Consider the following 26,249-nt stretch of genomic DNA (forward strand, 5'->3'; position numbering starts at 1 on the left):
TACGCCCGATGATTTCTACTTTTCGTTCTTGCGTGTAACGTGTTCCATTTTGTTTTGTCATATCGATCGACCTCCGTGTAATTTACTTAATCATAACACGTTAGCCTCGTACGACTTCTATCCTAACAGAGGGGGATAGGCAACATACGCAATAGCAAATAACCAAATAATATTTTCATATGGAAATAAACTAATGGTCATGCATAGAAACATTAATGCACTTAAAAATGAAGTAAGTACTAACACTCGTTTTCGAGGAAATCGATCGGAAATATAACCTCCTATTAAATTAACAAAAAAACTGACGATAACTGTAAAGATTAAAAAGACCCCAGCCCATACTTTGTTCATTTCTTGCGCAAAAAATAAGGCCATAAAAGGCATTACCGCTGATGAAACCGCTCGATTAAAAAAAGATGTAATTAAACGTACTTTAATATTTTGCGGATAGTTTTTCCAAGACATGTTGTCAACCTCCTCTGTCTTATGTATATTAAACTAGACTCAACTAACAAAAAATGGACACTTAAAATACTTATGTCCACTTTTAGGAGGAGGGCTTTCAATGGATAAATACTTACTAACTCTTTGGCAATCTGTAACATCAGGTAGCATTAAACATATTGAAATAGCCGAGTTGCTTCAATTAAGCCAGAAGCAAACTGCTCGATGTATACAAAAGTGGACCACAGAAGGATGGCTAGAATTTATTTCTGGCCGCGGTAGAGGTAATGTTTCTACATTGCAATGGTTAAAAAATGTGGAAGCCATTTTTGAGGAACGGGTAATGAAAATGATTGATGAAGATCCTGTTGAACTTAGTAGCAAGTATTTAGTATTAGATTGGTCATCAGACAGTAAACTCCGTCTAATGAATAAGTTCCGCACCAAATTTGGATACGTTCAATCGACCAACGATAAGCTTGTTATTCCAAGAAGATACCCTTTTTTGACAATACACCCTTTAGAAGCCGCGGATGTTAATAGTGCCAACTTGGTGGCAAATGTATATAATCGATTGGTTGCTGTTGATGAACAAGGATTAGTTTCACCAGAACTGGCTCATAGTTGGGATGTAAGTTCTACTAGAGTTCGCATTTATTTAAAGAAAGATATAAAATTTCATGATGGTTCTATATTAGCGGCGGAAGATGTGGTTGCTTGCTTAGATAAGTTGCGTAAATATCCGCAATATCAACTACTATGGGGACCAGTACAACAAGTAAAAGTCGCAGCACCATTAGTAATCGATATTTATTTCCCTACTGGATGTAGCTATTGTCTGCAGATGCTAGGGACAATGAATGCAAGTATTTATAAAGAAACTAAAAGTGGATTTGTCGGCACAGGCTGTTTTTATTTAGAAGATAACGACGAAAAGAAAACATCTTTAGTAGCGTTTAAGGATTTTTTTGGAGAAAGACCTTTGCTTGATGTAGTAGAATTTGTACAAGTTCCTGAGGAGTTCGACGTTGTGTATCGATCCTCTGCACTGGAAGAAAATCACTCTACTTTTCAGGTAGAAAGTGATTCTGGTTTTGGTGTAGTGATGATGAATACTTTTAGAAATACTGCGATACAACGCAAGGAAGTTCGTGATTATTTACATTATATTATTGCGAAGAACAGACATGAAATTGTACAAACAGATTCACGTAAACTACCAAATCATGAAGGTTGTCTCATTGGTAAAAGTCAGAGCTACTCGATTTCAAAAGTTATAAAGCCAGATTTTTCAGAACCTCTCGTATTGAAATTAGTAAATTACACAGAAAATACAACGTTGTGGTTGAAAGATCTATTGGAAAAAGAAGGAGTCCCAGTTGAAACAAAATGGGTTTCATTTAAGGATACAGTTTGGAATATTGGAGAGAATGAAGAAGCAGACATTTTTATACACGGAGAAGTATTTGAAATGAATCAAAACTTTTCATTTTTCTATTTCCTACTAAATGGGAATTCAAAATTAGCTAGCCTCCTAAAAAAAGAGAAAAAATTAGCTAGTTATTTAGAGGAATACATACATACGCCATTCGAAAAATGGACTAGCTTGAACCTAAAGGTAGAAAAAGAATTAATTGACCAATCCATTATTATTCCCTTATATTATGCAAAACGTCAAATCCCCTTTTCTGCAGATTTGATGAATATTAACATTAAACATTTTGGCTATGTAGACTTCTCAAAATTATGGGTACGTCCTGAAATAGACTAACAGAAAAGGATGTGTAACATTGCACATCCTTCTATTAAACTCCAAAGATAGGACCTATAAATAGTACATACAACCATCCGAGTTCGGCTAAAACCTCATCTTTCTTGCATCGCTTTCGATTCGCTCTTTACATGTAGGACACGAAAATTTTCCCTGCATGTTACGTTTAAACTTTTGGTACTGTGGATCATTGTCGTAAAGCTTGAACTCTTTTTTACAAAATAGACATGTGACAGTATAAAAAAGCATATAACAACCTCCCGTTTCACTTATCTAACGTAATCTTGGTATGATCATTAAAACTTCCCGTGTTTTTTATCGTATTTAAGTAGCTCTATTTCAACTTCTAACTCATTTAGTCTTTTCTCTAGCTTTTTTCTTGTCGTGCTAGCTTCAAACAATGCTCCAGCAGCAACAGCAAATGCTAACCATGCAATATACCCCATCACCCTCCCCCTTTCTTTAATGTTCAAACTGAAAACGCGAACAGTAACATTACTGCCGCAATACTAAATTCAGATAAATAGACTTTTCTAGCTAGTTTTTGATAATAACTTTCAATTCCATCCATAACAGATCCCACGCTTGCCACATTTAAAACAATTCTAAGATAAGAAATATTTAATTCATTTACAACTGCCATTATCAAACAGAAATCCCATTTTATTTACCTCACTTATTTTCCACATAACTGAAATCCTTCTTCCAAAAATAATTCATATATATAGTAAAAGATAAATTCACATAAAAAATGACTCCCTCCATATTGGACAGAGACATTTTCTGTAGTTATGATTATTTACTCGGATGTTTGTCGAATACTAAGTTCTATTATTCTTACTTTTTTCTTCCAATGTAAAGTAAGTGAGAAGAAATCCCGAGTATATATGGATCTGTTCCTTTTTCAATAATTAAATCTATTACTTTTTGTAACTCTTGTTCACCTTTATCTTTCCAGTAATTCCAACTATCATTGTTTAAAATAGTTCCCGCATTTGAACCGATTAATTGTATATTTTCAAACCCTTGTGCTTCCATAAAAGGATTAATATCTTCTATATTAAAATAGTAGGCACCTGTAAATCGCCCTTCATCTGTGTGATTAAAGCAACCAGAATGAGAGAATTGAACAATCGTTTCCATGTTATTATTCGGTTTCCAATTTTCAGGAGATAATAGTGAGGTAAGGATATGTCTAACTCTTGGCATAAAGGCTATAAAAACAAAACCATTCTTTTTTGTCACTCTATATAATTCTTGAACTGCCTTTACTCGATCTTTTTCTTCCTGTAAATGATACATCGGTCCAAGCATTAAGGATGCGTCGAACTGTTCATCTTCCAACATTTTAAGTTCTCTAGCATCCACTGCATAAAAGCCTTCGAATTGTTCTTCTAAACCAAATTCCATTGCTTTACCCTTTGCTACTTCGACTAATTTAGGTGTTAGATCGGTTAAAGTTACCTTATAACCTTCTCTAGCAAGCTTCATGGAGTATTTTCCAGGTCCTGCTCCATTATCTAGCACTCGTCCTGTTTCAGGCAGATATTTCTTTATATAATGCCAATTTACTTGAAATTCAATCGGTTCTCTATCTAGCCTTCCCCACTCATCGAATTGATTGTAATACTCTAATATTCTACTCATAAAATTACACCTCATATTATTGAACTAATTTGTTCTATTCTCCATCTTCTACTTAAAATCCTTTTTTGTTACGAAAGTTAATTTCAATAGTTGGTTGTTTTAACTCCATTAAGTTGAGCATTCGGTGCATCTTTTACATAAGCAATTCTTTAAAAGCATATAATTAAGTTGAATTGTCTTATTATTTTAATTGGAGGCTGCCTAGTTCATGAAAGATAGCGAGAGCGTTGATCAAAATAATCAAAATTCAAATACAGTGATTCGAGCAGCAGAACTTGCTGTCGTGGGTGAATTATTATCTACACTCGGTGATGTGATATCTAGAATTGCCGAAGTGCTTGCATCAGAAGAAGAACGACATGGACAAAATGACAATAAAAAAATACAGAAACAGATTGACTATTTGACCAATGAAATAAAAAAACTTAAAAAACAAAAAAATATGGATAGACCAAAATGGCTATAGATAAAATTACTTCTTCATACTGCTGATTTACCTGTAGCATCTCTCGAGATGCTTTTTTATATTCGGTTGTTGGACTATGTGCCATATCTCAAACGAACTGTTTAGTTAAACGTGAACGGTATGAGTTTCTTATTGAATTCTGAATTATTTTGGAACCTGGTACCCTAAAGTATATTTAACTTGGCAGATGCTTTCTCCATTCCCTCCAAGCCTCAAGATATCCGCTTAGGTCATGTGGGTGAACTTTAATACAAACTCCAATGCGCGTGTATAATTGAAAAAGAACTTCATCCAAAAGCCTTTCTTTATGAAAAGGAATATCTTGAGTCAATAATGAAAAAGACGACATTAGTGTGCTTAGGTCTAAACTGTCCGGTGAGGAGCAAAATGCATACGTAAAATCGTAAATCTTTGGACCAATTAGTGGCGAAGGATCTATAACTCCATTTAATTTATTTTCTTTAAATACAAAGTTATGAACACCAGTATCTCCATGAAGATAATACTTCTCTTCTTTATGTTCATATGTTTTCAACTTATTAATCAATAGCTCAACTCTATTATGATCCTCACTCGGAAGTAGATCACCTATATTCTTTTGGGCGAATTCTAAACTACTTAGATTGAATTCTGCCCACGAATTTCTATGTATGCCATTTACTCTTCCCCAGTTAATAGCTGGGTCTACTTTTTGGTATTTATTTAACAGTTCCTCAATTAATATAGTCATCCACTCTAATTTAGAGCCTCGATTTAGATGTGTTTCTCCATGAATATAGGAGTATACTATAAATTCATTTTTTACATCTGTATAAATTACACTTGGTAATAACTTTACATCTTTATATGCAAGCAGAAAATCCTTTGTTGTGCTTATCAGTTTTGGTTGGTCTATTTTTATTACGTATTTTGGTTCATTATTATAAAAGAGTGTATATAAAATTCCATTTGTTGTACCACTTTTTAATTTTTTCACTTCAACATTGTCATTTTTTATTAAGTCTTGGTATTTTAGAAAACGAACGATTTCATTTATTTTTTCCATTTATCGTACCCTCTTGAAAACTGTTTAAAAATAATGGATTTCATTCATTAAACCTTCCCATAACAACGGTGTTATAGTATTTCGCATCTGATAGGATTTTGTCATTTTTTAATATGCCCTCAATTTTAAAACCAAATTTTTTATAGAGATTTACCGCCTTTTCATTTGTTTCTAAAACATTTAAAGTAATTTTAGTGATACTGTTTGAATCAGCCCAATTAATAGATTCTTTTAGCAGGTTAGTTCCTATACTATAGCCCCAATAATCTTTTAATACACAAACACCGAATTCTACCTTATGTGCATATCGCTTTAGGTGATTCCCTTCACATCTTGAAAATCCGACAATCTTGTCATTCATAACGGCAACTAGAAAAAGATTATTCTTATTTTCCGTATCCGCTTTAATCAGTTCTTCAAAGCCTTGAGTGTCTATGTATGCTTCACCTCTTTCTCTATCGAGGTTTTGAGTCTCTCCATCAATCTGTAATCTGACTTCAGATAATTCTTTTGCATCTTTCTTCATTGCAGGTCTTATATTGTAACAAACTCCGTTAACAGTAAATTCTCTCGGTTTAATTGGCATACCTATCTTCTCCTCAATGTAGATTAATATTGCGCAGTCTTTCAAAATACGAACTACATGTTCATTTCTCTTGTTTTGCTAGCAATAATAAGTGACTTTAATTATTAATTTTTAATCTATATGCTTCATTGATGATATTCCAATCAAGAGGTCTAGCCATTCTAGTTTCTAATTGTTCTAATGGTTTAAAACCAAACTGTGCATAAAGAGAGTGTGCATCCTTTGTTGCGAGTTGAAAACTGGTTCCTTTTAACTTTGGATTTTCGGTGATTATACTCATCAACCATTTACTCAACCCACGTCCTCTGTATTCAGGAAGTATGAAAACATCCCCTAACCATGAAAAGCGTACAAGATCAGAAACAACACGGGCAAATCCAATCTGTTTAGCAGATTCATTAGTCGGATTTCCTTCAAATATTCCATAACAGATAATAGAGTTTTCGATCGACGCTTCTACTATTTCCTTCGTAGTTCCCTTCAGCCAATACGATTCCTTACTTAAAAAATTATAGATCACTTCAACATCTAAAAAGCTTTTATCAGTACTTATAAAAAATCCATCTTGTTCTAACATTTCGCTTAGTCCTCATTTCTGCATATAAACTGCAAGGCATACTTGCTTGTTGAAATATTCTCCATTTCATTCTTAAAACCCTTTTTTTGAATATTAGTTCAAATCTTTATTCTATTCATAATGCAGATCTTCTCTTTCTGCAAAAAATGATTCATTTATTGTGAAACTAGTTATTTAAAAATAACATAGTGACTGAAGTTCCTTCTCTCCCTACCTCTATGAAGCCCAATCTACGATAGAGATTTACAGCATTAGTATTCTCAACATCTACGCTTAATGATAATGTTTTATAGTTATTATCTTTTGCTTCTTGAATAATTGAATGCATTAATTTTTTTCCTAGACCTTTTCCCCTTGCCTCTTTTTTTATAGCAATTCCTAATTCTGGTGTCTTATCGTTCACATAGCCATACCCACGTTCTTCACTACTAAATAATCTGTACCATACTGCTCCTATTGGAGTTCCTGAATGATCAATCGCTATTAATGCTTTATCACCATTCCTTCCCCAGTTTTGATAGTATTTCTTCAACTCATAAGTATTAAGCAGTTCTTCCATTCCTGGTTTTCTCTCTTCTTCTATGTGTATAGACTCATAAAGCATCTCCAGTAAAAACCAGCTTTCACTCTCTTTTAAGTATCTGATTTCGTACATTCTCATCCTCCTAATACACTAAGACTATATTTTTTTGAACCTCCATTATTACGCTCCTATCATAATGAGCAGCTGCACTAATTATTTAGACTAATATTACAAATTCAATTTTCCTTTCGAAAAAACCTTTATTAGTTCTCGGTACAAAAAATACGAACATTCTTATTGGTCGTATTACCACAAAGTACCTGTATCTATTAATCTTTATCCATAGTAATCTAGGAGTATTCAAATACTACTTTCATACTAGAGGAGCATGGAGTTAAGTGAAAAAAATACTTCTTGTTTTTATTATTTTTATTTTATTTTTAAGCTTGGGACCTGTACAAGGCGAAGCTACCGATAATTCACTAATAGTTGGGGCTGTTCAAGTAGATAACGTGCCCGTTTTAAGTTTACCTAAAGAAGGTTCACCTGTTCTTACAACTTTAAAAAAAGGGGAAGAATTACCAGTATTATCAACCGTAGCAGGAGATTCATCCCCCTCTATCATTCATACTGTACTTTCTGGAAATACGTTATGGAAGATTTCAAACCAATATGGGATTTCAATGAATGATTTAGCCGGATTGAACAAATTACGATCATCAAACCTACTTGTTGGACAGCAATTAAATATTCCTAACTCTTTCGTACAAGTTCAGTTGCTTGGCGGTAAAAAAGGATGGGTTAAGAAGCCATTTTTACAACAAAAAACACAGGAACGGATCGTTATGGGTTGGATGTATAACGGAAACTCCCAAAGTTATATTCAACAATTAAACCATTCGAACTTAAATGTTGTGTCACCCCGTTGGTACACATTAAGCAATACGGGCAATTTTGTTTCTATTACAGCCGATACAAAATATATACAAGATGCACATAGCAAAGGCAAGAAAGTTTGGCCACTGTTTGGGAATAAATTTGATTCTGTTATGACTGACATCGTACTAAATAATTATGCAAATCGTCAAAAACTAGTTTTGGCGTTGAAGAACTCTTTAATTCAAACCCAAAGCGATGGAATCAATATAGACTTTGAAAACATCGATCCGAAAAACAAACAAGATTTTGTTCTCTTCATCACTGAACTTAAAAAGGCTCTTCAGCCGCATGGTATAAAAGTATCTGTCGACGTTACCCGAGAAAATAGCGATCCTTTCTGGTCTGGTAGCTTAGACCGCAAAAAGCTTGGTGAAGTTGCCGACTACATCATTATGATGGGCTATGACGAGCATTGGGAAGACAGTCCGATAGCCGGATCTGTAGCTTCTATTCCATGGGTTAAAGAAGGCATTGAACTTTTAATGAAGGACGTACCTTCTCATAAAATCGTCTTAGCTGTACCATTCTACACAAGAGAATGGATCACTAATTTAACGACAAAAAAAGTGAATAGTATAGACCGCACAATGGATGAAGTCGAGCAAATAATTTCTTCAAAAGGGCTTAAAAAGATTTGGGATCCAATTGCGCAGCAAAATTATGTCGAATATACAGTTAATGGAGAGAAACACCAAATATGGGTAGAGGATAAACAATCGATCAAACTGCGTATCGACTTGGCTAATCAAAATAATTTAGGCGGTGTTGCTGCTTGGTATATTGGTTCTGAAACACACGACATTTGGGATGTGTACCATTTTAATAAGTAATTGGGTAGAAACTTCTTTAATAGCTTGGAGATCTATCACTACAACCTAGGTTCGTTATTTAGACGAACTCAGGTTGTTTTTTTATTTTTTTGACTTCAAGCTCTCTCACCTGTTACTCCCTCCTAAAATATAATCTTCGCTAATATCTTGCCAAAATGGATAGAAAAATACATATGCCTGCTAAAGTAAAGAAAATGAGTGCGTTTCTAAGATTCCTCCTTACTTTAATACCATAAGCACAAAAAAAGATAGCCGCAGCTAATTTGGAAAACATTTGAAAGTAACTATTATTTGAAAATGATGAACTACTAAAAACGATTGAAATAAGCAACGTTGTACAGATTAGTATTTTAAACCATAATGGCTCTTTTAAGAATTGCATAAACATAAATTTTATCCTTTGGATGACGGAACACCCTCATTCATGAAAATTTTCATTCTTCTCTAACATATGGTATTTTTCCAAAATAGATACTTCAAATTATTTCAGCAAGAATAAAGTTAATTGTTCCTTCAAAGATCTGACCATAGAATCCTTCTTATGCTCATATTTTTCTTTCAATTTATGATGCTTCTACATTTACCACTAATTTTCATGTAAAAACAAGTAAAGTGCGAAAGGCTTGGAAAATCCTCTGAAGGTTATTTGTTCAACTATTAAAACATATAATAAAAAAAACACTTTAGGAGGGGAAATGTGAGAAAAAGCAAGCATCTTCTTGGCGGTGCTGTTTTTTTTGTATTGATGCTCATCATTTTGTTTTTCTACCCCCAGATGTTTGGAAGAGAACAAGAAACAAGTGGGCATCTTTTTCAAATTTCCAAAGAGGAAGAGAAAGCTTTGAGTGATTTTCAAGAATACCTTTATGCAGATGGAGGTTTTTTTGAGCAAGTCGGGACTGGAATGGAGAAAGCAGGATACGACTATTCGATTTCGGCCATGTTATATTCTACAGATGATATCAGGTTTGACATCATATTAGATAATATAAAGGAAATTAAAGAACATCAACAACAAGAAATATTACAGATTTTCAACGATATGATGATAAAGAATCATATCGACCAAAAAGCTTTTACAATACAAATTAGTTCCACTAAAAGTCCATAATCAGATATTAGATAATTCCCTCCCCTTACATAACGATGTCGCTAAGGGAGACATATGCTCCCTCTATGCTTCTAAAAGTTCTAAGTATTGTTTTTGTCTAAACGTAACATTTCTGCTGCATCTAGATTTTAGAAACCGTCCCGTTAGCATTATGAGTAGGAACTTGGTTTCAAAAAATCATTTAACACGAACTGGGTTTGTAAAACCGCTAGCAACTAAGTCTTTACGTCGATATACACTTAACACAACACCAATTAAAAAGGCATTAAACAAAGTAGGCATCAATCCGTAACTCATAAACGGCAATGACATAGAAATCATTGGGAGAAACCCTAGCGTCATTGCAATATTCGTAACTAGCTGAACGCTGTACAAAGCAACCGCCCCAATGAGTAGCAACTTCCCATATGGATGATGTAATTTACGCGCGATTACAACAATTCTTGCGATGAATAAAGATAGAATGAAAACGAGCACAATCGCAAAAATCCATCCAAAGTAAGAGGTAAGATTTGCAAAAACAAGGTCAGCATGAAATTCCGATATGAACTCCGTTGCCGTAGAGTTTCCAAACCAACCTGCATTAGAAAATATCTCTTTTAAGTGTAATATCATATAGCCATCGGTATCTGCATACTGTTCGGGATTTAAAAATGCTAAGAACCTGACTTTCTGATATGGCGCAGAAGATTGCCAAAAAATAATACCAATAATTAAAAACGAACTAATGATTACTCCTAGCACCGAAAAAATTGCTTTTCGACTAAATTGACTCCAACAAAACATGATACATACCATGGCCATATATATGTAAGCTGTAGAAATACTTGGCAGCGTAAAAATGAAATAATAAGGAAGAAAAAACAAAACTCCCAATTGCCAGATTCTCAACCTTTTATCACGGAAAAAGGTTGCCCAAGCAAGAAACAAAAATGGAATAGCCATTAAACTTTCAATTGTTAAAGGTCCAATCATAACAAGAGGAAGCCCATTAATAAAATGTGTTGGAAAAAATGTTAATATGAATAGAATAAGCATCCCGATTGTGTAAAACAGCCAGCCACGCTTCTCTAACTTTCGATAATCAATCATCATCATCCCAAATGCTACAATCCCACCGAGTAGAATAAATATGACTTTATGCGTTGAATAATATTTCATATTCATCGAATCATCCCTAAAATTATTGCCAAGAGATAGCATCGGTAAAAAACTCAAGCCCAGCGTGATAACTAGTAATATAACTGTTAGCCAGTCTACTTTCGGTCGATAAAGCTTATTAAGTTTTTGACCAAGCGTTATAGGACTTCCCATTTGCCCTACTGCCTTTTCTTCTGCTTCTACTTCGTTCAATCCTTTTTTGATCCACTCGTTTTGTACTTCTGTTATGTGATAATCAAGTTCAGCTGACACAAATTCTTTTGCTTCTTTTGAACGGATTTGATTTTGCACTTCTTTTAAATAGGATTGACTATTATTTTTCACTTCAATTTTACCTCCCTAATAATTCATTGAAAGCAAATGGTTTAGTTGTAGACTGTTTTTCTGATTTTCGTAACAGTTTTGTTCCTTTATTGTTTAGTTGGTACTGTTTAATATTTGAGTCGTTCCAGCATGAATGTAAATACCCATCCTGTTCCATCTGATGTAAGAACGTATATACAATTCCTTCATTTCCATCAAATTTACGCATTCCTCTTCCTCTCAAAAATTTCACCAATTCGTAGCCTGTTTTTTCTTGAACTAGCAGCTGCATAACAGCTAAAAAGACTGCGTCATCCTTTTCTTCTTTAAATATTTTTTCATGAATCGTCTCGCGATGTTGCTCAGTAAAATTTAATTCCGAAAATGTTGTTTTATCCATCGTTTTTTTCAAGTTCTTTAAACGCTCCTCCATTACTACTCCTCCAATCGTTCTTCTAGAAGTTCTTTGGCACGCCTGAGCCTTGTTTTAACTGTGTTAACACTAACTTCAGTTAGAACCGATATTTCCTTCATGAGTAATTCCTCGTAATAATAGAAATAGATCACTTCGCGGTATTTAATAGGCAATGTCATTAACGCGGATACTAATTGATCATCCACTTCTCTTTGAATAACTACCTCTTCGACCATGTCTTTCTTTGTTTGTATGTACGTTGTATCTTCTGTAATAATCACATTCTTGTTGTACCAGCTTTTCAGGAAATCCTTGCAATGATTTATAGCAATTCGCCACAACCATGTTTTTAACTTAGATTTCCCTTTGAATGTATGGAGAGACTTATAAAACTTTACAAATATATCTTGGGTTAAATCCTCTGCTATCTCTTTGTTGTTTACATATGAATAGACAAGTCTTAATAAATCCTGACCATATCTATTCATCATCTCATTCATTAGATCTTCCTGATCATCTATTTCAAACGCTTCCTCGAACACTTCTTCCACATTACCCCTCCTCTCTTTCCATTAGACGACGTGCCTTATCGGAAGGTTTGTTAATATTGTTTTATTTTTTGCAAAATAAAAGAACTTCTTTTTGAAGTTCTTTTGGGTTTGCTCCCCGTGTATGACACTATTCAGATTTGTGTCTTACACAAGGATATAATCGACTAATCAAATATTGTCTCTTTAGTAGGGTTCCTCAAAAATTCGAATAGCGTTTTAATTTGAGACTCAGTATTCCTATTAGTAGAAAGCTCTGGTAGATTATTTTCTGAAAAAAATTGAATGTTATTCGTCTCAATTCCTAGTGTAGGTTTCCCTCCAATAATCTCACACAAGATAAATATCTTATAATAATGATAAGGTTCTGGAGGATGCGGGTGTTTATTTTTATCTAATAAAGCAATTAATCTGATTGGGAGTACATTAAAACCAGATTCTTCTTTTATTTCCTTGACTACATTTTCTGAAGGGGACAGTCCAATATCACAAAACCCACCCGGTAAAGCCCATTTATCATCAATATTTTCTTTTACCATTAAAATCTGATCATTTTTAAAAACTACACCACGAACATCAACTTTTGGTGTTTGATAACCACTTTCATTTGCAAACAAATCCCTAACTTTATCCATTTCAAGCTCAGTATATTCCGCCATAATCTCTACACTAATCCTACGTAACTCTTCGTAACGCTCGATGTCATAGACATCTTTAGAGAAGGTTAATCCAGACTGTGATAATGCTTGGATTCTTTGGGCCCACTCTAACCATTGATTACTCATAAGACACCTACTTTAAATGCACTTTTAAATTCCTTTACACTTGTGATGATTAAATTTGGTTCTATGCTAAATGTAGATGTTTGGTATTCTGGTAACCACTGTACACCAATTGTAAAGACATTAGCTTTTACCCCGGCAGCTATATCAGCATCACTATCTCCAATAAAAATTGCCTCAGAATTTTTAACTTCTAAAAGAGATAAGGCCTTAAGCAACCCCTCTGGATGAGGTTTTGGATTTATGACATCATCTCCAGTTATAATAACGTCAAATAATCCTTCCATATCTACTGCTTGGAGGGAGATGTCTAGGCTTCTTTTAGCCTTACCAGTAAAAATTCCTATTTTCGTATCCGCTTCTTTTACGGAATTTAATAGTTCAAGAATTTCAGGATTAATTTCCACTAAACTTTTATGTACTTCTGAATATTTTTCATAGAAATATTCAATTGCCTCTTCCTTGTTAGGGTTTGAAAGGTTTTTTCGTATAATACCTGTTTCCGAAGGACCAAACATCTCCTTTATATCTTCTGAAGTAAGATCCTTATTATCAAACTCTTTAAACACATGTTGAAAAGCATCAAAACAAATTGGCAATGTATTCGCCAATGTCCCATCAAAATCAAATATAATAGCTTTCATCATTAGTCCCCCATTAGTCAGTATAAAGATTGATTTTTTTTTAATTTTTCTACAATTACTTCTGTTTACATCATATATTAGTAATTCCTATAATACTACAAGCAAATTATCTAGTTAAATACCGCAAAATAGCGACTGTTTTCATAAATGAATAAGAAGAGCACTGCGAATTACAGTGCTCTTGGGGTTGATATCTATTAAACTTAAGCTGTGACGTCACGTCTTGTGAACGTCCAATAGCTAATCGCTAAGAAGAAAGCGAAGTAAACTATCATTACAGTAACTGAAAATGGTGTAGTCATTCCTTCTATAAAGGAACCTCCTTTTTCTATTTGGGTAAATGTATGTGAGAATAATATATATTTCACGATTTCGTAATTTCTCAAGATAAAGGCGAATTGCGTACCGGTGAACATGAGGAAAATTGCGATTCCAATTGCTAATGAGCTGGAACGGAAAACGGTACCGATTGCGAATGCAAAGCTTGCAATGATAATTACGTCACCTAACGCTAATACATTCAACCAAATGGATTTTAGCCAATATGACACTTCTGTCACTTGTCCGTTCACAACTTCTAGCAAACTTCCACCAGAACTTTCATAAAAAATCATACCAATTAGGAGAGATACCACGTAAGATACCACTGTTAAGAAAAGCGCAAATGCAACGACCGTTAAAAATTTCGAAGTGAGTATTTTCCATCTGCGAACTGGACGAGCCAATAGCATTTTAATTGTACCTTGTGAAAACTCTGATGCGACAATCCCTGCAGCTACAATCACGGTTAATAATGTGATAATAGATGACATTCCGTATGAATCCATCATAAACCCTTCAAATCCTGCACTGGATAGAGGAGCGACTCCTTCATCCAAGCGGTATTGAAGTATCATTTGTTGATCTTCCAAGCTTTTTTTCGTTTCATCACTTATATCCGTTACGGCCAACTGTTGTTTAACCATACCTAGTTCTTCCGTGACTGTCTGCTCCCAAGCAGGTGTTTCCGTTTTGCTATCCATCCATTTCGTGATTGCAACAAGACCAATAATCATTGCAATGAGTAATGCAACCATTGCCCATGTTGATTTCTTATGCCACAATTTCATCCATTCATTTCGAATTAGATTCAACAACTTGCCCACCTCCTGTCATTTCTAAGAACTGCTCTTCCAGTGTTTTACGATGATGCGAAACGGCATAAATCGCAATATTTTGTTGCACTAATAGTTCAACAACCACTGGAACTTCGGACTGTTCTACGTTTATTAATAAACCATTTTGATAGTTTTCTATAATTATTCCATTATCTGTCAGTACACTACGAGCCTTATCTACTGGTTGAACCTCGATGTAGTATTGAGATTCCTCGATTGCATCTACTTCTCGAATCGCAACAAGTTTTCCGTTTTGGATAACTGCAATCCGGTCACACATCAGCTCAATTTCTGATAATAAGTGACTCGACACTAAAACAGACACTCCATCCTCTTCTGCAATTTTTCGCAAATAGGAACGGAACTCTCGAATACCTGCAGGATCCAGACCGTTCGTTGGTTCATCTAAAATAAGGAACTTTGGGTTATTTAACAACGCCTGAGCTAAACCTAAACGTTGACGCATGCCAAGTGAATAGGTCGATACTTTCTCATGAATGCGTTTTTCCATACCTACTTGGCGAATAACTTCTTCAATCCGTTCTTTCGTCACATGTTTATGCATACGAGCGAAATGGACTAAATTTTTGTAACCGGACATAAACTTATACAATTCTGGGTTTTCAACGATGGCTCCCATTTTACTAATACCTGCCTCAAAGTTCGAGCGCAGCGAAAGGCCATCTATAACGACGTCTCCTTCTGTCGGCTTCATAAGCCCTGCCATCATACGGATCGTTGTTGTTTTCCCCGCTCCATTTGGTCCTAAAAATCCTGTAATCTGACCCGGATACAGCGATAGATTTAACTGATCAATGATCTTTTTCTTTCCGATCTTTTTAGATAGATTTTTCAATTCGACGATAGGTTTCATTTCCATTCAAATCACCTTCCTTAATAAGTTTTGTCATCCATGTTATGGCATCCACACCGTACTGATCACGGATCGTTTCAATTTCCTCATAAGCTAAAATCTTCCCATGATTCAATAGTACAATGGCGTCGAGTAACGGCTCCGCTTCCTTAATTTCATGTGTCGACATAAGTACCGTTTGTGTTTCCGGATCAGTAAATTGGATCATCCCTTTAATGATGTCCTCCCGAACGAGTGGATCGAATCCCGAAAACGGTTCATCTAACAAATAGTAAGAAGCCTCCCGTCCTAATGTCGCCGCCATTTTGGCACGTCCCCGATTTCCTTTAGACAAATTTTTTAACTTCGCATCTAAAGGCACATTTAAATATTTCGCTACGATACAAGCTTTCGAATAATTGAAGTCTTCAAACTGTGTTTCATAAAAACGGAATAACCGCTCAACTGAAAAGAATGGATAAAAGACATCAGCATCTGGCATATAGGCTACCTCACTTGCGATTCTTCTCGTTGCCCTAATGCCATTGACCTGAATTGTTCCACTAGAGGGGGTTGTCAGTCCTGCTATTATCTTTAAAAGTGTCGATTTCCCACTTCCGTTTTCTCCAACTAACCCAATAATCTTTCCTACTGGAATGGTCAGATTGAGTCCTGTTAACGCTTGATGTTTTCCATAGCTTTTTCCTACGTTTTCTAATACAATCACAGATCTTCACCTCGCTCCCGCGTTTGGATATATTCAATCATTTCTTTTTTGGAAAAACCTAATGCCTCGATACTCGTTAAAAAAGACTGTACAAGCCCTTCTTTTACTTCATCGCGTAATTGCTGTAAACGTGTTTCGTTATCCGTTACAAAAGTTCCTTGACCACGTTTTGTTTCTGAAATCCCCATCATTTCCAGCTCCTTGTATACACGCTGCATTGTATTTGCATTAACACCGACTTCCACTGCATATTCACGAACCGAAGGCAATTTTTCTCCTAGCTTTACATTGCCTCGAATAATTTCTCCTGTAATTCTGTCTATCAGTTGTTGATAAATTGGTTTGTCCGGCAAAAAATCGATGCTCATCTTAAATCCTCACTTTCTTTTCGAACCATAGTGCCGAACTCCAAAAAAGAATGATGGCAAACGCAGTTATGATGACAATATCACTTACGTAAATTGTCGGTTCTATCAAAAATGTCAAATCACTATAACTCTCATTCATACTAAACTTCTCAATAAAACCGGGTACTGGAATATTAATACCTCCGAAACGAGGGAAATTTTTAATGAACTCGAGGGAGCTGTTCGTACTCCAAATAATTGAACTAACTATAAACAAGAAAAAGGTAATAATAACGGAAAATCCTTTTACATAGGGACGTATTAAATGGTAAATGACCCAAAAGAAAAGCACGATTATTAAGTAAAGAATGATGGCGAAAAAGATACCACCAAATGCGTACACTTCCATTTCCAATAATTGACCAAATGTCATAAACTCGGGATCGGCATTAACTACTTGCAAGATGACTAATAATAACTCGATCCATAGAAAAGACAAGGATGTAATGATAGTAGCAAATGCAAGCTTAGTGCCGATTAGTTTAAAAATGGAGCTTTCCGTATGCAACCAAATATCTGGTCTTTTCATGTCTAGTTGCAAACTTGTAATAAATAGAATGATGGCGATGAAATGACTAAAAAATAGCCAAATAGTTGCTAATATTAGCGCGGTCTTAAAAATAGGGACATTGTCTATCAATGTGTTCAACAATAAAGGAATTCCTATAATGCCTAACGTATTCAAAATGAATAGTACGACAAGCCAAAACCTAATCAGCATCCATTCTTTTTTTAGAAGGCCTTTCAATTGTTTCATGTTCACTTCTCCTTAAGTATTAGTGTGTTAGTTACATAGTACACTAATTCAAAATGGTTTGTAAAGAATTTTTAAAAAATTATAGAAAAAAATAATAAGTATGGTTTTTTAGAAATAAAAAAACGCCCTGTTTCTGGGCGTTTGTAATGAATTATTCACATTTCTATTATGTTTTTTAGCTTATGTTTGACATTTTCTAATTCAGAATTCACTTCATCCAACTTAGCGCTCAATTTATCTAACACAGTTTCTACTTGTTGCAAGGCTTCTTCAAGGCGTTCTTTTGAACTATTAATTTGCGAATGAATCATCCAATCCGTAAATATATTATCGAAGAAATAATCAGTGAATGTCATGAAATTGCTTTGGTCTACTTGGATAACTTCCGTTACAATGTTCTTCACATCCATCAATTCAGTTTCAAAACGACGTAGGGCCATTTGCGCTATGTGGATATAGTCTTGCGAATTGTTTAGACTATTATGCTTCATGGCTGTTACAAGAATTCCACCTCCGAGGAAAGTGTCCCATGTTGACATTGCAGATGCTGAATTGAGTTCAGTGTTCGCTTGTTCAAGGGCTCTTAGGGCTTCCTGTCCCGCTATCAGTGCTTCTTTTATTTCTTTTAGCATTGACTCCAAATTTGCTCGATTTTCATATAGTTTTTCCAGCTCTTGTCGTTCATCTACAGTGTTAGCGTAAAGCCACTGCTCCTTTTCATGCATTATTGACGCCCAATGCTCATCTATTAAACTATAATCACCACTAGCTATTTCCGATTTTACGATTTCAATATCTTTTTCGAGATCACGTAATGTTTTCTCTGCCACATTATATTTCAATTCAACTTCTGCTGCTTCTGCAATTTCTTTTTTGCGTTTTTCGTTCATTGTTCCATTCCATTGGCTAACTAAATTGGATAAGGAAAACTTGTCTAATTTCAGTACATCTTTTTGCTCTTTCGTAAGCCGTTCTTCCAAATCATTGCGAATGGCTTGTAATTCCATCCACTGTGTTTGGAGTGATCTCTGCTTTCTTTGCAGCCGATTATGCTCATTTTTCTTAACGATTAACTGAGCTTGTTTTTCTTGTAAGTGGTGCAACATCGTATTATTCCTCCTTTCCTTATGTACGGACTCCCAATGAAAGAAGTTTCATTTGTGTTGATTCATAGTTTTCACTTACGCAGGGAAATGCTCTACATTCACCGAAAAAATCTCAATTTACTTTTTAAAATTTCTAATGACTCGCCTCCTGTAGCTATAGTTAAAATAGCCTTTTAGTTTAATAACCCAAAGTCCCTTTGTAAGATGCAATTGGATCACTTTTCTTTCTTTTGCTCATATAATGTACTAAAAAGGAGGCGTAACAGAATGGATCGATTCATCCTTTTAATGTTGGCTTGTATTTTAGCTGGTTTTGCATTAATAAAGGTTCCAATAGCAGGTACTTTCTTAGCAGGTTTAGAGCCAATAACTAACTTAATCGGTATTTTAGCTATCGTAATCTTCTCGCTAGTCCTAATATTTAAAGGTTTAATGGCACTACTGGGCAAGTAAAGAGAAGAGTCAAGACTGAGACTTATTCTGTATTCAATCAAAGTTGATTTCCGCTTCAGGCGGACGCTTTCTGCAGGCTTGGCTTCAGCTTATTCTAATCCAGTTGGAGTCACCGCCTGCAGGGGAAATAAATGTAATTAGAACTCTATATGAACGAATGATTTAAACTTGTTTTTGTCCCTTTACTTATATTCCATGACCCTATATTAACAGATGTCTCTATATACCCAACTATCTGATCAAACGTAAATACATTAAGTTGTTCTTTGATAACTACCTTATCGTATTCCATATCCCCCAATACATGAGGAATAAATTCTTCAACATCTTTGGACTTAACCTCTTGCAAATCAATAATTGAAGGATGATGGCTAAGCATTTTTCTTAAGTCATCTGTAAAACCATAGTATTCCAATAATTTCCCATTAAGTAATTGGAAATCATTATGGTATGATTTCAATATTTCTTCATTAGCTTCTATTCTGTTTTTCAACCAAGGAAGATAAAAACCTTTCAGCCATATATCATCAGCGATTAAATGCGTAAAATAACCTAATATATAATGACTTTCTCTTTGCGAATTATATTTCTGTAAAAATCCTTTGTAATCAATGCTTCTTGAATAATCTTGTACTTCACCTGTATAGAAATGTGATTCTTCTTTAGGGGAAACAGCATCTGGGGCAATGCCTCCCAGTAAAAACGGTATTCTATTTTCAATCGACAAACACTCTGCAATTTTATTAGCAATTATTAAGTGCATTATTCTTGAACCCATAACTCCTCTCACCCTTTCATTTTTCTTCCCTCAAATAAACTACTTCGACTTAATTCAAAGCAATAATTTTCTTATTTGAGAACGAATGATTCACATTTTAAAAAAGAAAGAAGCGATTTTTAAACCGCTTCAAAACTAATTCTTACAGTCTATATTATTTCGAACTTTTTTAAAGCATATTCAATACCATCTTCACTTGATTTTTTGGTTATAAAATCTGCAACATTTTTCAATGTTTCACTTGCATTTCCCATCGCTATACCAAGCCCTACTATTTCCAACATATCAATATCATTTTCTCCATCTCCAAAAGCAATAGCATCTGATTGATCAATCCCAAAAAATTCTAAAGTTTTCAAAATAGCTAATGACTTTGATACGTCCTCCTTCAAAACATTCAACACATAAGGATGCCATCTTTTAAATGTTAGATGTGGGAATTTATGAATGTACTTCTCAACTGCCTCATCATTTGCAAACAAACACATTAAAAATACCTCTTGACTATGTAATAACCGATTAGTTTCAGGGTAGTCACTCAGTGACAATGTTTCCTTCAAAGCTTTTAAAATTTCATTTTCTGTTACACCATTCATACTAAATTCTTCCGTATAGAACGACAATCCGTTATTCTGCAATTTAGCAAATTCTATTACTTCTTGAATTATATTTTTATCCATTGGTACTTTATGAATAACTTCTTGCTTATGTTTCACGTACCCTCCATTTGCTGTAATAAATGTTTCTATACCCAATTCTTGTAATTCACTGCACATTGATAACGGTCTTCCGGTTGCAGCTACAACCTTTATGCCTTTGCTTTTTAATGTTTCTATAGTTTCTATAGTACTGTATGGAATGCTGCCATTTTCATGATTAGTAATAGTCCCATCTACATCTAAAAAAACAATCTTATAACTCATAACAATCTCCCTAAAAGTTCTATAATAATCATCACTAGAGTTGATTTCATTAATGCTTATTGTAACTAAAATCCTTCAATTGTTTGTTCCCTATTATGAAATTGATTCACTAATCTATATTCTATCTTCAAACAAAAAATCCTGCTTAACTAAAGGGAAATCGATAATTTTCAAGGGCAATAGGAATTTATTATATCCATCAGACGCTCCGTTTTTTCTGATGATACGTTTTCGGATAATCTTGCCGCAGCAATGATCGGAGCCCATTGAAAAATCTCCTCTCTTGACAATCCACTTTTCTCACAATAAAGTCGCAAATACATATTTGCTAATTCCATGGAAAACTGTGAATACAAAAGATATGTGCGGTATATGTCGGCACGAATATCTCCTGCACTAGCATCAACCCAATCTATAATTTTTACTTCGTTATCTGACATAATCAAATTATTAAGATGAAAATCTCCGTGACAGAGCCTTTTCTCAAATGTCATAGATTCTAATTTTTTTAATAACGTAGACTTATGTCTTTCATCCAATTGAGGAGCTAATTCAATTTGACGTCTTAATTTCTCAGTCATTGGCTCAAGTGAATCAGGGACAACCATATGGATCTTTTGTTGGATACCTATGGAAGTACTCATGTAATATTCTGCTTGTTCCATGTTTTCATCTAGGAGATCCCCTATTGTTCTCCCTTTAATATATTCCATTATTAGAGCTTGTTTCCCATTGATTTCCGTGACATCCAATATTTTAGGGACAGCCAATCCAAACAAATAGGCAAGTTTTTGCTTATTTGCTTCGTATAAAGATTCCGAGACTGGTAAATAGTCATTAAATATTTTGATAATCTTGTTTTCACAAAGATATATTTTAGCTGTATTTCCTATTGCAATTGGAGATTTTAAGTTTAAGTCCATTCGTTATCTCTCCTTCAATATTTCAACTCTTTAAATCTTTTTTTAAATAGTAATGCGTATAGTCTCTGCCTACATTATTTATACTTCCGAACACTTGATAACCATTCTTTTCATAAAAACCTAACGCTTGAAAACTTAGAGTATCAACCTTGATGAAATCGCAATCTTTTTCTAAAGCTATTTTCTCAAGCTCTAATAATAATGTCGTTCCATATCCTAATTTTCGTATGTCCTCATCTATCATAAAAGTATGAATTTCTAACCAATTCCAACATACTTCAGCAAGTATTCCACCACGGACAATGCCGTTTTCTTCCTTAAGGAATACATTGATTTCTTCGTATTTACCACGTAAATCTACTGGAAAATGATTCAAATTAAACTTATATAGTTCATCATCAATATATTGTTTATCCTTTTTATTTAGTTCTTGAGTAATATGCAAGCCCATTATTCATTTCTCCGTTCTATTTCCTTTTCTCTCTCTATTTAATAGAGTTGGTTAGATTATATATGACTTCCATTACTTAAAGAAACCTCATACTTATTTCATAAAAGAAAATAAGCCAATGCGGTATAAAACCACATTGGTCAATTTCAACAGTTTGTTCTTTTTCTTTTTTCTTTTAGTACAATCCTTTGAATACTCTTGGATGACAAATAATATCTTTCAACTAAAGTAGCCATATCCGTACCCGATAAATAATCATTATAAATAGTAGAATTCCTTACATCCAATTCTCTTCTTATAGCAGTACTGGACCCCCACCTCTTCTTATTATCTTCTCTTCGCGGGATATAGATATACTCACCATCAACATATTCTTGTATTAACTCTACCAACTCTGCAGGCAGTAGATTACTTGCTTTTTTATAGCTCATTTTTGCACTCCTAAATGTGAATTTTTCTTTTAGGAAGAGCAAAGGCTATTTTAATTTATAATGCAATAGCCTTTGCTATGCAATAATAGTGTTCTTTCTCATACAATATACCCTCCTTGCTTTTTAGCTAGCTTGTTTTCTCTTTATTAATCATTAATATGAATCAAATCATTTTCTATCTATGGATTGGCAAATATATCTCTACCTCTTCTTCATTATTTTCCATTTGGTGATATGTTTCTATTATAAAAGATTCTAGATCTCTCTGAAATCCTTGTTCTTCCGCCCATTTTATCAATGTTCGATGGAGTTCACCAATATTAGTTATATTACCTCTTGTGTTAATGTAATCGTGTGAAACTTCCATATATTCCATCCCAGATGGAATTTCACTTAATTTTTATCCACGATTAATCCGACATAATACTGTCCCTCTAAATGATCATTGTTCCTATTTGGTTCATAAAGGGCAATCTCTGTTTCCGTTCGATTTGTTATCTCATTTGCCCGACTTAAAAACTGTTGTGCAAACTTAGGGACTTCACTGCCAAAGTCAGCAAAAGCACCACTATTTTGCATAACCACTACTTTAAAATCCTTTTTAACCCTTTTGAATTCCACAGCACAACTCTCCTTTATTGTTTCATGAGTTCAAAATTCATAGTGCTGTAATTAAAAAACCTTTACCTACTAAACCCTACATTTCAATACGTTTCAATATCCAGCTACTAGTTAGAAGCAGCACGATATATTCTTTTAATTGCCTCCATATGCATCCCTTCATGATAAAAGCTAAACAACCATGTTTCACTAAGTGTACCAAATGTAATACCAACTCGATTAGTAAATGGTGTTGAAAGTTTTTCCGAAAAACGTCCCGGAACGAATTCTTTTATTCTTGCTGTTTGTTCTGTGAGAACAGCAGAAATCTCTACCAGTGAGGGCGGAGTTCCTTTCCAATCAGCTGGCTTGGTGCCCGCACTAAAAAATTCCTCATACTCTTTCGGGAGGCTCATCACTTCATCGAGAACACCGTATACGAGTTTCTCTTGTGTAAATGCGATATGTCCGAAATTCCATCGAATATTATTGTTAAATCCTTTCGGGATAATATCTGCTATCTCTTCTGGTGTTTTATGGATAGATTTCAACGTTATTCCTCGTACTGTTTCCATATGATGTAAAATTGTTTGCTCCATTAAAAAGCCTCCTCTTAAGTGAACTTCTAAGATACATTCCACATAATTCTTTAGAAATCCTTCTTTTATTAATAGTATGTTAAATTGACGTTTGCTAGCATTAAGCGTTTTAATAGGATAGAGGAGGTGTTTTATTTGCATGCATACATATTACTTGCGATTGCTATTGTGAGTGAAGTTTTCGGGAGTTCGATGTTGAAAATAACAGAAGGATTAAAAAAAACACTTCCTTCTATTGGTGTTGTAGTAGGATATGCTATCGCTTTTTATGCATTGTCTTTATCGCTAAAAACTCTTCCCATCGGTACGGCTTATGCAATTTGGTCTGGAGTTGGGACTGCTTTAACTGCTTTAATCGGAGTTGTCATTTATAAAGAAGGATTTAATAAGAAAAAGTTTTTTGGACTTTTATTAATCATCGGTGGAGTTATCTTGTTAAATCTTTCTACTGGTGATGTTCATTCTTAGAGAAAGAGAGGGTTTTCCTATGAGGGGCTATAGTTTGCTTAGTATTTCAATTATCAGTGAAATTTTCGGGACAGCTATGTTGAAATTATCAGAAGGGTTCACGAATCTCGGTCCTTCTATTGCGGTTGTTGTTGGTTATGGCTTGTCATTTTATTGTTTAGCACTTTGTTTAAAAACAATTCCATTAAGTTTGGCGTATGCCATTTGGTCTGGTGTTGGAACTGCGATAACTGCATTGATCGGGGTGTTTTTTTGGAATGATCCGTTTAACTTGCTTACACTTTCTGGCTTAGCGCTCATTATTGGTGGGGTCGTATTACTTAATGCATCAAACGCAAGGAACGAACTATCCTAATGAATGGATAGTTCGTTCACTGTATTATGCGAGTTCGATTTGTTGAATTGCAAACCGAGTGTGTCCATTCTTACTAAAACAATTCACGTGCAAGTAAATTATACACTTCCAACCGTTTTTCTTGGGAGTGTGGAATGCTACAAATCATCGCTTCGTCAAAACGAAACATTGCTTGTTCTTCTTGTAAAATCTTTGCAACTTCTTTTGCTGTTCCGACTAAATGTATTTTGCGGTTTTGCTGAATGGCCATTCGATCCATTTCAGTTAATGGATAATTTTGTGCTTCTTCTGGTGTTAATGTTTGACGTAATTGACCTCTCATGAGCGAAAGTCTTGAAATATCTTGTGGAAGTGCTTCATATTCAGCTTCTTCTTTTGTCTCGGCAACTGTTACCATATACGTTACGTTAATTTCTGGCTTTTCCATAAGTGCAGAAGGTTTGAAATTACGTCGGTATGCATCAAAAATTTCCTTTGTCATTCCACCTTGGAAAAACTGTGCAAATGAATAACCTACTCCTAAACGACCTGCTTGAATCGCACTATTTCCAGTAGAACCGAGTAGCCACGCTTCCGGTAAAACAACATTCGATGGAGTGGCAATTGTTCGATTATATAAGCTATCTTCTGGCACTTCATCGTTTAATAATTGCAAAGTAGTTGATAGCTTTTCATACATATTATTTAACATTGGCTGACGTCCTTCTGAAAGTGCATACATTGCGTAATTATCGCCACCTGGAGCACGTCCTACGCCGAAGTCAATACGACCAGGCGAAAATGCACATAATGTTTTAAACACTTCGGCAAGCTTAAGCGGAGAGTAATGCATCATCATGACCCCGCCAGTTCCGATACGAATATTGTTCGTTTTCGCAGCTAAATGTGCTGCAATAACCTCCGGTGCTGAGCTTGCAATTGTCCCAGTACCGTGGTGTTCTGCCATCCACATACGATAATAGCCCAACTTATCCGCTAAAATAGCAAGTTCCTCTGCATTTTTTAACGCACCTGCAGCAGTATTTCCTATCGTAATAGGCGCTTGATCTAATACACTTAATTTCATCTAACGATCATCCCTTCTCATTATGTATGGTTAACAACTTTTGAAAATAAGTCCATGATGATCCTAGTTGCTAACTCACTTGCCAGTACAACTATATCTGGAATAAATTAAGCAATAAAAGTGTATATTCGGAATGTTATATACCATTTTTCTGCGTATCATTCACCTAATAAAAAAGTATCGGATTATAAATGGAAAGTAAACAAAAGAGACTCGTTTAACTACAGATTATTTTACAAGTGTTACAAAAGCTAAATATTACAGTTGTAAATAAATCACAATTAATCTATTCTATTAATTTAAAATCTAGGGACTGTCAATATTTTTGTGTAAATGATAATCCAACCTTCTCTTGTAGACTATCACTTTTTGAATTTTATACACTGGATTCGAAGGAATGATT

General features: G+C 34.6%; 35 protein-coding genes and 1 pseudogene. 7 read left to right on the forward strand and 29 right to left on the reverse strand.

Annotated elements, in window-relative coordinates; translation table 11 throughout:
• Positions 1-135 precede the first annotated feature (135 nt).
• Positions 136-465 (reverse strand): annotated as a pseudogene (locus tag ACIQYS_RS21200) (MDR family MFS transporter); the annotation flags it as partial.
• A gap of 100 nt (positions 466-565) precedes the next feature.
• Here ACIQYS_RS21200 and ACIQYS_RS21205 point away from each other — a divergent pair.
• Complete coding sequence (locus ACIQYS_RS21205) at positions 566-2,215, forward strand: ABC transporter substrate-binding protein (RefSeq protein ID WP_402984775.1); 1,650 nt, start codon at positions 566-568, stop codon at positions 2,213-2,215.
• 87 nt (positions 2,216-2,302) lie between these two features.
• On the opposite strand, the gene ACIQYS_RS21210 is transcribed toward ACIQYS_RS21205, so the two are convergent.
• The 4 genes from ACIQYS_RS21210 to ACIQYS_RS21225 form a co-directional block, all read right to left on the reverse strand.
• Positions 2,303-2,464 carry a DUF2197 domain-containing protein gene (locus ACIQYS_RS21210; RefSeq protein WP_402984777.1) on the reverse strand — a complete coding sequence of 54 codons (162 nt, stop codon included), beginning with the start codon at positions 2,462-2,464 and terminating at the stop codon, positions 2,303-2,305.
• Between the two features lie 47 nt (positions 2,465-2,511).
• On the reverse strand, positions 2,512-2,661 hold the full coding sequence (locus ACIQYS_RS21215) for a hypothetical protein (RefSeq protein WP_402984780.1): 150 nt from the start codon (positions 2,659-2,661) through the stop codon (positions 2,512-2,514).
• A 23-nt stretch (positions 2,662-2,684) separates the two neighbouring features.
• The gene (locus ACIQYS_RS21220; protein ID WP_402984782.1) at positions 2,685-2,864 is read right to left on the reverse strand and encodes a hypothetical protein; all 180 of its coding nucleotides are present in this window, start codon (positions 2,862-2,864) and stop codon (positions 2,685-2,687) included.
• A gap of 188 nt (positions 2,865-3,052) precedes the next feature.
• Complete coding sequence (locus ACIQYS_RS21225; protein ID WP_402984785.1) at positions 3,053-3,862, reverse strand: class I SAM-dependent methyltransferase; 810 nt, start codon at positions 3,860-3,862, stop codon at positions 3,053-3,055.
• 208 nt (positions 3,863-4,070) lie between these two features.
• Here ACIQYS_RS21225 and ACIQYS_RS21230 point away from each other — a divergent pair, with 208 nt between their 5' ends.
• A complete protein-coding gene (locus ACIQYS_RS21230; protein ID WP_402984787.1) occupies positions 4,071-4,328 on the forward strand; it encodes a hypothetical protein in 258 nt (85 codons plus the stop codon).
• Between the two features lie 175 nt (positions 4,329-4,503).
• Here ACIQYS_RS21230 and ACIQYS_RS21235 read toward each other — a convergent pair whose 3' ends face one another.
• The 4 genes from ACIQYS_RS21235 to ACIQYS_RS21250 form a co-directional block, all read right to left on the reverse strand.
• Positions 4,504-5,373 carry a hypothetical protein gene (locus ACIQYS_RS21235; RefSeq protein WP_402984790.1) on the reverse strand — a complete coding sequence of 290 codons (870 nt, stop codon included), beginning with the start codon at positions 5,371-5,373 and terminating at the stop codon, positions 4,504-4,506.
• Between the two features lie 40 nt (positions 5,374-5,413).
• Positions 5,414-5,959, reverse strand: a complete 546-nt coding sequence (locus ACIQYS_RS21240) for a GNAT family N-acetyltransferase (protein WP_402984793.1) — start codon at positions 5,957-5,959, stop codon at positions 5,414-5,416.
• 97 nt (positions 5,960-6,056) lie between these two features.
• Positions 6,057-6,536, reverse strand: coding sequence for a GNAT family N-acetyltransferase (locus ACIQYS_RS21245; RefSeq protein ID WP_402984796.1), 480 nt, complete (start codon positions 6,534-6,536; stop codon positions 6,057-6,059).
• Positions 6,537-6,702: 166 nt separating this feature from the next.
• Positions 6,703-7,191, reverse strand: a complete 489-nt coding sequence (locus tag ACIQYS_RS21250; RefSeq protein WP_402984799.1) for a GNAT family N-acetyltransferase — start codon at positions 7,189-7,191, stop codon at positions 6,703-6,705.
• A gap of 266 nt (positions 7,192-7,457) precedes the next feature.
• On the opposite strand from ACIQYS_RS21250, the gene ACIQYS_RS21255 reads away from it, so the two are divergent.
• Both ACIQYS_RS21255 and ACIQYS_RS21260 read left to right on the forward strand, forming a co-directional pair.
• A complete protein-coding gene (locus tag ACIQYS_RS21255) occupies positions 7,458-8,828 on the forward strand; it encodes a glycosyl hydrolase family 18 protein (protein ID WP_402984801.1) in 1,371 nt (456 codons plus the stop codon).
• A gap of 697 nt (positions 8,829-9,525) precedes the next feature.
• Positions 9,526-9,939 (forward strand): hypothetical protein, encoded by a 414-nt coding sequence (locus ACIQYS_RS21260; RefSeq protein WP_402984804.1) that lies wholly within the window; start codon positions 9,526-9,528, stop codon positions 9,937-9,939.
• Between the two features lie 177 nt (positions 9,940-10,116).
• Here ACIQYS_RS21260 and ACIQYS_RS21265 read toward each other — a convergent pair whose 3' ends face one another.
• The 11 genes from ACIQYS_RS21265 to ACIQYS_RS21315 all read right to left on the reverse strand — a co-directional run bounded on the left by ACIQYS_RS21265 (position 10,117) and on the right by ACIQYS_RS21315 (position 18,799).
• Entirely contained in the window at positions 10,117-11,424 is a 1,308-nt protein-coding gene (locus tag ACIQYS_RS21265) for an FtsW/RodA/SpoVE family cell cycle protein (protein ID WP_402984806.1), read from the reverse strand.
• 7 nt (positions 11,425-11,431) lie between these two features.
• A complete protein-coding gene (locus tag ACIQYS_RS21270) occupies positions 11,432-11,836 on the reverse strand; it encodes a PadR family transcriptional regulator (protein WP_402984809.1) in 405 nt (134 codons plus the stop codon).
• 2 nt (positions 11,837-11,838) lie between these two features.
• Positions 11,839-12,369, reverse strand: coding sequence for a sigma-70 family RNA polymerase sigma factor (locus ACIQYS_RS21275; RefSeq protein WP_402984812.1), 531 nt, complete (start codon positions 12,367-12,369; stop codon positions 11,839-11,841).
• 164 nt (positions 12,370-12,533) lie between these two features.
• Positions 12,534-13,151, reverse strand: a complete 618-nt coding sequence (locus ACIQYS_RS21280; protein ID WP_402984849.1) for an NUDIX hydrolase — start codon at positions 13,149-13,151, stop codon at positions 12,534-12,536.
• Entirely contained in the window at positions 13,148-13,795 is a 648-nt protein-coding gene (locus ACIQYS_RS21285) for an HAD family hydrolase (RefSeq protein ID WP_402984851.1), read from the reverse strand. The genes ACIQYS_RS21280 and ACIQYS_RS21285 overlap by 4 nt, the downstream gene beginning before the upstream one ends.
• Positions 13,796-13,995: 200 nt before the next feature.
• On the reverse strand, positions 13,996-14,928 hold the full coding sequence (locus tag ACIQYS_RS21290; RefSeq protein ID WP_402984853.1) for an ABC transporter permease: 933 nt from the start codon (positions 14,926-14,928) through the stop codon (positions 13,996-13,998).
• Positions 14,906-15,829, reverse strand: coding sequence for an ABC transporter ATP-binding protein (locus ACIQYS_RS21295; RefSeq protein ID WP_402984856.1), 924 nt, complete (start codon positions 15,827-15,829; stop codon positions 14,906-14,908). The genes ACIQYS_RS21290 and ACIQYS_RS21295 overlap by 23 nt, the downstream gene beginning before the upstream one ends.
• Entirely contained in the window at positions 15,789-16,529 is a 741-nt protein-coding gene (locus ACIQYS_RS21300; RefSeq protein WP_402984858.1) for an ABC transporter ATP-binding protein, read from the reverse strand. Before ACIQYS_RS21300 ends, ACIQYS_RS21295 begins: the two co-directional genes overlap by 41 nt.
• The gene (locus tag ACIQYS_RS21305; RefSeq protein ID WP_402984860.1) at positions 16,526-16,897 is read right to left on the reverse strand and encodes a GntR family transcriptional regulator; all 372 of its coding nucleotides are present in this window, start codon (positions 16,895-16,897) and stop codon (positions 16,526-16,528) included. Before ACIQYS_RS21305 ends, ACIQYS_RS21300 begins: the two co-directional genes overlap by 4 nt.
• Position 16,898: 1 nt before the next feature.
• Positions 16,899-17,693 carry a hypothetical protein gene (locus ACIQYS_RS21310; RefSeq protein WP_402984862.1) on the reverse strand — a complete coding sequence of 265 codons (795 nt, stop codon included), beginning with the start codon at positions 17,691-17,693 and terminating at the stop codon, positions 16,899-16,901.
• A gap of 155 nt (positions 17,694-17,848) precedes the next feature.
• Positions 17,849-18,799, reverse strand: a complete 951-nt coding sequence (locus ACIQYS_RS21315; protein ID WP_402984864.1) for a hypothetical protein — start codon at positions 18,797-18,799, stop codon at positions 17,849-17,851.
• A 267-nt stretch (positions 18,800-19,066) separates the two neighbouring features.
• On the opposite strand from ACIQYS_RS21315, the gene ACIQYS_RS21320 reads away from it, so the two are divergent.
• Positions 19,067-19,252, forward strand: a complete 186-nt coding sequence (locus tag ACIQYS_RS21320) for a hypothetical protein (protein WP_402984866.1) — start codon at positions 19,067-19,069, stop codon at positions 19,250-19,252.
• A 145-nt stretch (positions 19,253-19,397) separates the two neighbouring features.
• Here the strand turns inward: ACIQYS_RS21320 and ACIQYS_RS21325 are convergent, their stop codons facing one another.
• The 8 genes from ACIQYS_RS21325 to ACIQYS_RS21360 form a co-directional block, all read right to left on the reverse strand.
• Positions 19,398-20,030: a hydrolase gene (locus ACIQYS_RS21325; RefSeq protein ID WP_402984868.1), complete on the reverse strand. Its 633-nt coding sequence runs from the start codon at positions 20,028-20,030 to the stop codon at positions 19,398-19,400.
• A gap of 149 nt (positions 20,031-20,179) precedes the next feature.
• Positions 20,180-20,953 (reverse strand): Cof-type HAD-IIB family hydrolase, encoded by a 774-nt coding sequence (locus ACIQYS_RS21330; protein WP_402984870.1) that lies wholly within the window; start codon positions 20,951-20,953, stop codon positions 20,180-20,182.
• A 170-nt stretch (positions 20,954-21,123) separates the two neighbouring features.
• Positions 21,124-21,876 carry a phosphotransferase family protein gene (locus tag ACIQYS_RS21335; RefSeq protein ID WP_402984872.1) on the reverse strand — a complete coding sequence of 251 codons (753 nt, stop codon included), beginning with the start codon at positions 21,874-21,876 and terminating at the stop codon, positions 21,124-21,126.
• 22 nt (positions 21,877-21,898) lie between these two features.
• Entirely contained in the window at positions 21,899-22,327 is a 429-nt protein-coding gene (locus ACIQYS_RS21340) for a GNAT family N-acetyltransferase (protein WP_402984874.1), read from the reverse strand.
• A gap of 146 nt (positions 22,328-22,473) precedes the next feature.
• On the reverse strand, positions 22,474-22,758 hold the full coding sequence (locus ACIQYS_RS21345; protein WP_402984876.1) for a CD3324 family protein: 285 nt from the start codon (positions 22,756-22,758) through the stop codon (positions 22,474-22,476).
• A 175-nt stretch (positions 22,759-22,933) separates the two neighbouring features.
• A complete protein-coding gene (locus tag ACIQYS_RS21350) occupies positions 22,934-23,125 on the reverse strand; it encodes a hypothetical protein (RefSeq protein WP_402984877.1) in 192 nt (63 codons plus the stop codon).
• A gap of 26 nt (positions 23,126-23,151) precedes the next feature.
• Complete coding sequence (locus ACIQYS_RS21355; RefSeq protein ID WP_402984878.1) at positions 23,152-23,379, reverse strand: hypothetical protein; 228 nt, start codon at positions 23,377-23,379, stop codon at positions 23,152-23,154.
• Positions 23,380-23,486: 107 nt separating this feature from the next.
• Positions 23,487-23,957, reverse strand: a complete 471-nt coding sequence (locus ACIQYS_RS21360) for a DinB family protein (protein ID WP_402984880.1) — start codon at positions 23,955-23,957, stop codon at positions 23,487-23,489.
• A gap of 135 nt (positions 23,958-24,092) precedes the next feature.
• Between ACIQYS_RS21360 and ACIQYS_RS21365 the strand changes: the two genes are divergently transcribed.
• Both ACIQYS_RS21365 and ACIQYS_RS21370 read left to right on the forward strand, forming a co-directional pair.
• On the forward strand, positions 24,093-24,425 hold the full coding sequence (locus tag ACIQYS_RS21365; protein WP_402984882.1) for a DMT family transporter: 333 nt from the start codon (positions 24,093-24,095) through the stop codon (positions 24,423-24,425).
• A gap of 19 nt (positions 24,426-24,444) precedes the next feature.
• Positions 24,445-24,780, forward strand: a complete 336-nt coding sequence (locus ACIQYS_RS21370) for a DMT family transporter (RefSeq protein ID WP_402984884.1) — start codon at positions 24,445-24,447, stop codon at positions 24,778-24,780.
• A 73-nt stretch (positions 24,781-24,853) separates the two neighbouring features.
• Here ACIQYS_RS21370 and ACIQYS_RS21375 read toward each other — a convergent pair whose 3' ends face one another.
• The gene (locus ACIQYS_RS21375; RefSeq protein WP_402984886.1) at positions 24,854-25,846 is read right to left on the reverse strand and encodes an LLM class flavin-dependent oxidoreductase; all 993 of its coding nucleotides are present in this window, start codon (positions 25,844-25,846) and stop codon (positions 24,854-24,856) included.
• Positions 25,847-26,249 lie beyond the last annotated feature (403 nt).

The organism is Psychrobacillus sp. NPDC096426 (assembly GCF_044762745.1).
Classification (GTDB): Bacteria; Bacillota; Bacilli; order Bacillales_A; family Planococcaceae; genus Psychrobacillus.

Bases quoted from the DNA above. Each gene is read 5' to 3' on its own strand.
- ACIQYS_RS21205 (WP_402984775.1), top strand. From the start codon at position 566: ATGGATAAATACTTACTAACTCTTTGGCAATCTGTAACATCAGGTAGC.
- ACIQYS_RS21210 (WP_402984777.1), bottom strand. From the start codon at position 2,464: ATGCTTTTTTATACTGTCACATGTCTATTTTGTAAAAAAGAGTTCAAG.
- ACIQYS_RS21215 (WP_402984780.1), bottom strand. From the start codon at position 2,661: ATGGGGTATATTGCATGGTTAGCATTTGCTGTTGCTGCTGGAGCATTG.
- ACIQYS_RS21225 (WP_402984785.1), bottom strand. From the start codon at position 3,862: ATGAGTAGAATATTAGAGTATTACAATCAATTCGATGAGTGGGGAAGG.
- ACIQYS_RS21230 (WP_402984787.1), top strand. From the start codon at position 4,071: ATGAAAGATAGCGAGAGCGTTGATCAAAATAATCAAAATTCAAATACA.
- ACIQYS_RS21235 (WP_402984790.1), bottom strand. From the start codon at position 5,373: ATGGAAAAAATAAATGAAATCGTTCGTTTTCTAAAATACCAAGACTTA.
- ACIQYS_RS21240 (WP_402984793.1), bottom strand. From the start codon at position 5,959: ATGCCAATTAAACCGAGAGAATTTACTGTTAACGGAGTTTGTTACAAT.
- ACIQYS_RS21245 (WP_402984796.1), bottom strand. From the start codon at position 6,536: ATGTTAGAACAAGATGGATTTTTTATAAGTACTGATAAAAGCTTTTTA.
- ACIQYS_RS21250 (WP_402984799.1), bottom strand. From the start codon at position 7,191: ATGTACGAAATCAGATACTTAAAAGAGAGTGAAAGCTGGTTTTTACTG.
- ACIQYS_RS21270 (WP_402984809.1), bottom strand. From the start codon at position 11,836: ATGGAGGAGCGTTTAAAGAACTTGAAAAAAACGATGGATAAAACAACA.
- ACIQYS_RS21280 (WP_402984849.1), bottom strand. From the start codon at position 13,151: ATGAGTAATCAATGGTTAGAGTGGGCCCAAAGAATCCAAGCATTATCA.
- ACIQYS_RS21285 (WP_402984851.1), bottom strand. From the start codon at position 13,795: ATGATGAAAGCTATTATATTTGATTTTGATGGGACATTGGCGAATACA.
- ACIQYS_RS21295 (WP_402984856.1), bottom strand. From the start codon at position 15,829: ATGGAAATGAAACCTATCGTCGAATTGAAAAATCTATCTAAAAAGATC.
- ACIQYS_RS21305 (WP_402984860.1), bottom strand. From the start codon at position 16,897: ATGAGCATCGATTTTTTGCCGGACAAACCAATTTATCAACAACTGATA.
- ACIQYS_RS21310 (WP_402984862.1), bottom strand. From the start codon at position 17,693: ATGAAACAATTGAAAGGCCTTCTAAAAAAAGAATGGATGCTGATTAGG.
- ACIQYS_RS21315 (WP_402984864.1), bottom strand. From the start codon at position 18,799: ATGTTGCACCACTTACAAGAAAAACAAGCTCAGTTAATCGTTAAGAAA.
- ACIQYS_RS21320 (WP_402984866.1), top strand. From the start codon at position 19,067: ATGGATCGATTCATCCTTTTAATGTTGGCTTGTATTTTAGCTGGTTTT.
- ACIQYS_RS21325 (WP_402984868.1), bottom strand. From the start codon at position 20,030: ATGGGTTCAAGAATAATGCACTTAATAATTGCTAATAAAATTGCAGAG.
- ACIQYS_RS21330 (WP_402984870.1), bottom strand. From the start codon at position 20,953: ATGAGTTATAAGATTGTTTTTTTAGATGTAGATGGGACTATTACTAAT.
- ACIQYS_RS21335 (WP_402984872.1), bottom strand. From the start codon at position 21,876: ATGGACTTAAACTTAAAATCTCCAATTGCAATAGGAAATACAGCTAAA.
- ACIQYS_RS21340 (WP_402984874.1), bottom strand. From the start codon at position 22,327: ATGGGCTTGCATATTACTCAAGAACTAAATAAAAAGGATAAACAATAT.
- ACIQYS_RS21345 (WP_402984876.1), bottom strand. From the start codon at position 22,758: ATGAGCTATAAAAAAGCAAGTAATCTACTGCCTGCAGAGTTGGTAGAG.
- ACIQYS_RS21350 (WP_402984877.1), bottom strand. From the start codon at position 23,125: ATGGAAGTTTCACACGATTACATTAACACAAGAGGTAATATAACTAAT.
- ACIQYS_RS21360 (WP_402984880.1), bottom strand. From the start codon at position 23,957: ATGGAGCAAACAATTTTACATCATATGGAAACAGTACGAGGAATAACG.
- ACIQYS_RS21370 (WP_402984884.1), top strand. From the start codon at position 24,445: ATGAGGGGCTATAGTTTGCTTAGTATTTCAATTATCAGTGAAATTTTC.
- ACIQYS_RS21375 (WP_402984886.1), bottom strand. From the start codon at position 25,846: ATGAAATTAAGTGTATTAGATCAAGCGCCTATTACGATAGGAAATACT.